General features: G+C 72.7%; 5 protein-coding genes. All 5 read left to right on the forward strand.

Annotated elements, in window-relative coordinates:
* The first annotated feature begins 168 nt into the window (after positions 1-168).
* The 5 genes from ACWGPE_RS18335 to ACWGPE_RS18355 all read left to right on the forward strand — a co-directional run bounded on the left by ACWGPE_RS18335 (position 169) and on the right by ACWGPE_RS18355 (position 5,724).
* Positions 169-1,362: an acetyl-CoA C-acyltransferase gene (locus ACWGPE_RS18335; protein ID WP_231429786.1), complete on the forward strand. Its 1,194-nt coding sequence runs from the start codon at positions 169-171 to the stop codon at positions 1,360-1,362.
* Positions 1,362-2,120 (forward strand): enoyl-CoA hydratase/isomerase family protein, encoded by a 759-nt coding sequence (locus ACWGPE_RS18340; RefSeq protein ID WP_452049225.1) that lies wholly within the window; start codon positions 1,362-1,364, stop codon positions 2,118-2,120. The genes ACWGPE_RS18335 and ACWGPE_RS18340 overlap by 1 nt, the downstream gene beginning before the upstream one ends.
* Entirely contained in the window at positions 2,117-3,022 is a 906-nt protein-coding gene (locus ACWGPE_RS18345; RefSeq protein WP_374201086.1) for a 3-hydroxyacyl-CoA dehydrogenase family protein, read from the forward strand. The genes ACWGPE_RS18340 and ACWGPE_RS18345 overlap by 4 nt, the downstream gene beginning before the upstream one ends.
* Positions 3,023-3,074: 52 nt before the next feature.
* Entirely contained in the window at positions 3,075-5,171 is a 2,097-nt protein-coding gene (gene paaZ, locus ACWGPE_RS18350) for a phenylacetic acid degradation bifunctional protein PaaZ (RefSeq protein WP_275505265.1), read from the forward strand.
* A 103-nt stretch (positions 5,172-5,274) separates the two neighbouring features.
* Positions 5,275-5,724: a DUF2871 domain-containing protein gene (locus ACWGPE_RS18355; protein ID WP_452049226.1), complete on the forward strand. Its 450-nt coding sequence runs from the start codon at positions 5,275-5,277 to the stop codon at positions 5,722-5,724.
* The last annotated feature ends 28 nt before the right edge of the window (positions 5,725-5,752 follow it).

Raw genomic sequence — 5,752 nt, forward strand, 5'->3', positions numbered from 1 at the left:
ATCGCCGCCCCGAGGCATCCGTCGTCTTCGAGGCTCGCCGGAGCGGTCGCGAGGTCGCGGCGGATGCCGCGACGTGACATAATTACTTCCCGAACGCTCGGTCAGGAATTCGACCGGGCGATACCGTGCTCACGGTGCCCCGTCGGACAACGCAGTCAGGAGAGCCGCATGGCCGAGGCCTATCTCGTCGGAGGGGCGCGCACGCCCGTCGGTCGCTACGGCGGCGCCCTCGCGACGGTACGTCCCGACGACCTCGCCGCACTCGTCGTCGGCGAGGCGGTGCGCCGTTCGGGCCTCGCACCCGGTGAGGCGGCCGAGATCGACGAGGTGATCCTCGGCGCCGCCAACCAGGCCGGCGAGGACAACCGCAACGTCGCCCGCATGGCCGTGCTCCTCGCCGGCCTGCCCGACGAGGTGCCGGGCGTCACCGTCAACCGGCTCTGCGCCTCGGGCATGTCGGCCATCACGATGGCCGCGCAGGCGATCCGTGCCGGCGACGCCGACCTCATCGTGGCCGGCGGCGTCGAGTCGATGACCCGCGCGCCCTGGGTGCAGCAGAAGCCGAGCTCGGCGTGGGCGAAGCCCGGCGCGGCGTACGACACGTCGATCGGCTGGCGGTTCCCGAACCCCGAACTCGTCGCCCGCGACAAGGCGACCTACTCGATGCCCGAGACGGCCGAAGAGGTCGCGCGCGTCGACGGCATCACCCGTGCAGAGGCCGACGCCTTCGCGCTGCGCTCGCAGCATCGGGCCGCCGCGGCGATCGCCGCCGGCCGGTTCGAGGCCGAGATCGTCGGCGTGCCCACGCATCGCGGCGACGTGCTCGTCGACGAGGGACCGCGGCCCGACTCCACGCTCGAGGCTCTGGCGCGGTTGCGCCCGGTCGTGCCGGGCGGCGAGGTCGTGACGGCCGGCAACTCGAGCTCGCTCAACGACGGCGCCTCGGCGATCGTCGTCGCGAGCGCCGCCGCGGTCGAGCGCTACGGGCTCACCCCGCGGGCCCGCATCGTGGTCGGCGCGAGCGCGGGCATCGCCCCCGAGATCATGGGGCTCGGACCGGTGCCGGCCACCGAGAAGGCGCTCGAGCGGGCCGGCATCGACCTCGACGAGATCGGCTCGATCGAGCTCAACGAGGCGTTCGCGACGCAGTCGATCGCCTGCATCCGCCGGCTCGGGCTCGATGACGAGCTCGTCAATGCCGACGGGGGCGCCATCGCGCTCGGGCACCCGCTCGGGTCGAGCGGGTCGCGTCTCGTGGTGACCCTGCTCGGCCGCATGGAGCGCGAGGGCGCTCGCTACGGCCTCGCGACCATGTGCGTCGGCGTCGGCCAGGGCTCGGCCCTCATCGTGGAGCGCGTGTGATGGGCGACTCGACGAACGACGTCGCCGAGGGGCCGCTCCGCGTCGAGCGGTCGGCCGATCGCGTCGTCGCCACGCTCGACCGGCCCGAGAAGCGCAACGCGATCGACCAGGCCACGATCGACGCCCTGCACGCGCTGTGCGCCGAGCTCGAGGCCGAGCCGCGCATCCTCGTCATCACCGGTGCCGGCGGCGTCTTCGCCTCGGGCGCCGACATCGCCCAGCTCCGCGATCGTCGCGCGCACGACGCCCGCCGCGGCATCAACGCGAACGCCTTCATCCGCATCGCCGACCTGCCGATGCCGGTCATCGCCGCCCTCGACGGGTACGCCCTCGGCGGCGGCGCCGAGCTCGCGTACGCCGCCGACATCCGCATCGCGACCCCGTCGCTCAAGATCGGCAATCCCGAGACCGGGCTCGGCATCATCGCCGCGGCCGGCGCCAGCTGGCGCCTCAAGGAGATCGTCGGCGACGCCCGCGCGGCCGAGCTGCTGCTGACGGGGCGCACGATCGACGCGGCCGAGGCGCTCTCGATCGGGCTCGTCTCGTCGGTGCACCCGGCCGGCGACCTGCTCGCGGCCGCGCACGAGGTCGCCGATCGCATCGCCCGCAACGACCGGGCCGCGACGATGGCGACGAAGCGCGTCTTCCGCGCTCCGCGCTCGGCGCACCCCGCGGTCGACCTCGACGAGCAGGCCGTGCTCTTCGAGAGCCCCGAGAAGATGCGGCGCATGACCGAGTTCCTGGAGAGGAAGCAGTGAACGACGAGTCCCGCGGTCCCGAGACGACTCCCTCGTCGAGCACCGCCTCTGGTGCCCCCGGCCGTGTCGGCGTGCTCGGCGGCGGTCGCATGGGCGCCGGCATCGCCCACGCCTTCCTGCTCGCGGGCTCGCGGGTCACCGTCGTCGAGCGCGACGCCGATGCCGCGACGGCCGCCGCGACCCGTGTGCTCGAGTCGGTCGACGCCTCGATCGCGCGCGGCACCGCCGACGAGGATGTCGCAGCGTACGCCGCCCGTTTCGCGACGAGCACCGCCGTCGACGCCTTCGCCGGTTGCGATCTCGTCGTCGAGGCGGTGCCGGAGGACCTCGAGCTCAAGATCGACGCCCTCACCCGGGTCGAGGCGGTGCTCGCACCGGGCGCCGCCCTCGCGTCGAACACGTCGTCGATCTCGATCGACCAGCTCGCCGCCCTGCTCGAGCGCCCGCACCGGTTCGTCGGCCTGCACTTCTTCAACCCCGTGCCGGCCTCGACCCTCGTCGAGATCGTGCGCGGCGAGGCATCCGACCCCTCGCTCGTCGACGACGCGCGCGACTGGGTGCGTGCCATCGGAAAGACGCCGATCGTCGTCGCCGACGCCCCGGGGTTCGCCTCGTCGCGCCTGGGCGTCGCGCTCGGGCTCGAGGCGATCCGCATGCTCGAGGCGGGGGTTGCGAGCGCCGAGGACATCGACGCCGCGATGACGCTCGGCTACAAGCACCCGGTCGGGCCGTTGCGGCTCACCGACCTCGTCGGACTCGACGTGCGGCTCGGCATCGCCGAGTACCTCGCCGAGACGCTCGGCGACCGATTCGAACCGCCCGCCCTGCTGCGCCGCCTGGTCGCCGAGGGCAAGCTCGGCCGCAAGGCCGGCGAGGGCTTCTACCGATGGGATGCCTCGTGAGCGGTCTCGACACGCTCCATCGTCGCTCCCCGACCCCCGAGAGGATTCACTGATGACCGAGATCCTGCCGAGCTACGTCCGCGGCGAGTGGTGGACGCCCGACGCCGATGCCGCGGCCGGCGCGACCGAGGTGCGCGACGCCTCGACGGGCGAGGTCGTCGCCCGGGTCTCGACCGAGGGCCTCGACCTCGGCGCCGCGCTCGACTACGCGCGCACGGTGGGGCAGGCGAGCCTCGGCGAGCTGACCTTCCACCAGCGGGCGGTGCTGCTCAAGCAGATGGCGCTCGCGCTCACCGAGCGCAAGGCCGAGCTCTACGAGATCTCGAGCCGCACCGGCGCCACGAAGCAGGACTCGTGGGTCGACATCGACGGCGGCATCGGCGTGCTCTTCACCTACTCGGGCAAGGGCCGCCGCGAGATGCCGAACGCGAAGGTCTACGTCGACGGCGCGGTCGAGCCGCTCTCGAAGGACGGCTCATTCCTCGGCCGGCACATCTACACCCGCCTGCCGGGTGTCGCCGTGCAGATCAACGCCTTCAACTTCCCGGTCTGGGGGTCGCTCGAGAAGTTCGCCCCGGCGTTCCTCGCCGGCATGCCGACGGTCGTGAAGCCCGCGACGCCCACCGGCTACCTCGCCGAGCACATGGTGCGCATCCTCGTCGAGTCGGGCCTCCTGCCCGACGGCTCGCTGCAGCTGGTGTCGGGCAGCGTGCCCACCCTGTTCGACGAGCTGCGCCTCGGCGACCTCGTCGGCTTCACCGGTTCGGCGTCGACCGCCGAGCGGCTGAGGGCGCACGATTCCGTGCAGACCGGCGGGGTGCGCTTCACGAGCGAGACCGACTCGATCAACGCCTCGGTGCTCGGCACCGACGCCGTCGCCGGCACCCCCGAGTTCGACGCGTACGTCAAGCAGCTCGTCGTCGAGATGACGACGAAGGCCGGGCAGAAGTGCACGGCCATCCGCCGGGCGATCGTGCCCGAGGCATCCATCGACGCCGTCATCGACGCGGTGCGCGCGCGCATCGCGGAGCGCGTCGTCGTCGGCGACCCGCGCACCGAGGGCGTCACCATGGGCCCGCTCGCGTCGCTCGCCCAGCGCGACGAGGTGCTGCGCCAGGTGGGCCGCCTCGAGCAGGCCGGCGGCGAGGTCGTCGTCGGGTCGACGGGCACACCCACCGTCACCCTCGCCGACGGCACGCGCGGCGAGGCATCCGACGGCGCCTTCGTCTCGCCGGTGCTGCTGCGGTTCGCGGATGCCTCGAGCCCGGCGCTGCACGAGGTCGAGGCCTTCGGCCCGGTGTCGTCGATCGTCGGCTACGACTCGCTCGACGAGGCGGTCGCGCTCGTGGCGAGGGGCGGCGGATCCCTCGTGACGAGCGTCGCGACGCACGACCCCGACGTCGCCGTCGCGCTCGCGTCGGGCATCGCCGCCTACAACGGGCGCGTGCTCTTCCTCGACCGCGACGACGCGCGCAGCTCGACCGGTCACGGGTCGCCGCTGCCGAACCTCGTGCACGGCGGGCCCGGGCGGGCCGGCGGCGGCGAGGAGCTCGGCGGCATCCGCGCCGTGCTGCACCACATGCAGCGCACCGCGGTGCAGGGTTCGCCCGAGATGCTGACCGCGCTCACCGGCGTGTGGCACGCGGGCGCCGCGGCCCGGCCGTACGAGGCGAGCGGTGAGCCGCACCCGTTCCGCAAGTCGCTCGCCGAGCTGCGCATCGGCGACCAGGTCGCGTCGGCGCCGCGCGTCGTGACCCTCGACGACATCGAGACGTTCGCGAACTTCACGGGCGACACGTTCTACGCCCACATGAACGAGGAGGCGGCGGCTGCGAACCCGTTCTTCCCCGGCCGGGTCGCCCACGGGTACCTGCTCGTGTCGTGGGCCGCCGGCCTCTTCGTCGACCCCGAGCCGGGCCCGGTGCTCGCGAACTACGGCCTCGAGAACCTGCGCTTCATCACGCCCGTGTCGCCAGGCGACGAGATCCGTGTCGAACTCACGGCCAAGCAGATCTCGCCGCGCGAGACCGACGAGTACGGCGAGGTGCGCTGGGACGCGGTGCTGAAGAACCAGAACGACGAGCTCGTCGCGACCTACGACGTGCTGACGCTCGTCGCGAAGGAGCGGACGGAGCCGCAGCCCGCGTAGGTCGCGCGACCGGTTCGAACCTTCGGACGATGCGGCGGACGGCGCGCCTGCGCCAGACTGGGCGCGAACGCGCCGACCGGGCGCGACCGAAGGAGCGACATCCATGAACCGTCTCTTCACCGCCGCCGTCGTCTACGTCGTGCTCGGGCTCGGATCGGGCCTGTACTACCGCGAGTTCACGAAGGCGAACGACTTCCTCGAGGGCGCCCCGACGCAGCTCTCCGTCGTGCACACGCACCTGCTCGCCCTGGGGCTGCTCGTGATGCTCATCGTGCTCGCGCTCGAGAAGTCGTTCACCCTCAGCGCGAGCCCGCTGTTCGGCTGGTTCTTCTGGGTCTACAACGCGGGCGTGCTGCTGACGAGCGCGATGATGGTCTGGCACGGTTCGCTCACCGTGCTCGGCGAGGAGTCGAACGCCGCGATCGCCGGCGTCGCGGGCCTCGGGCACATCATCGTCACCGCGGGACTCATCCTGCTGATGATGGCGCTGCGCAAGGGCATCACGGCCGCGAAGAAGGCCGAGACCGTGGCATCCGCCCCCGTCGCAGGCTGACGGCGGGCGAGGGCGGGCACCTCAGTGC

This window comes from Agromyces sp. NPDC055658, from assembly GCF_053618155.1.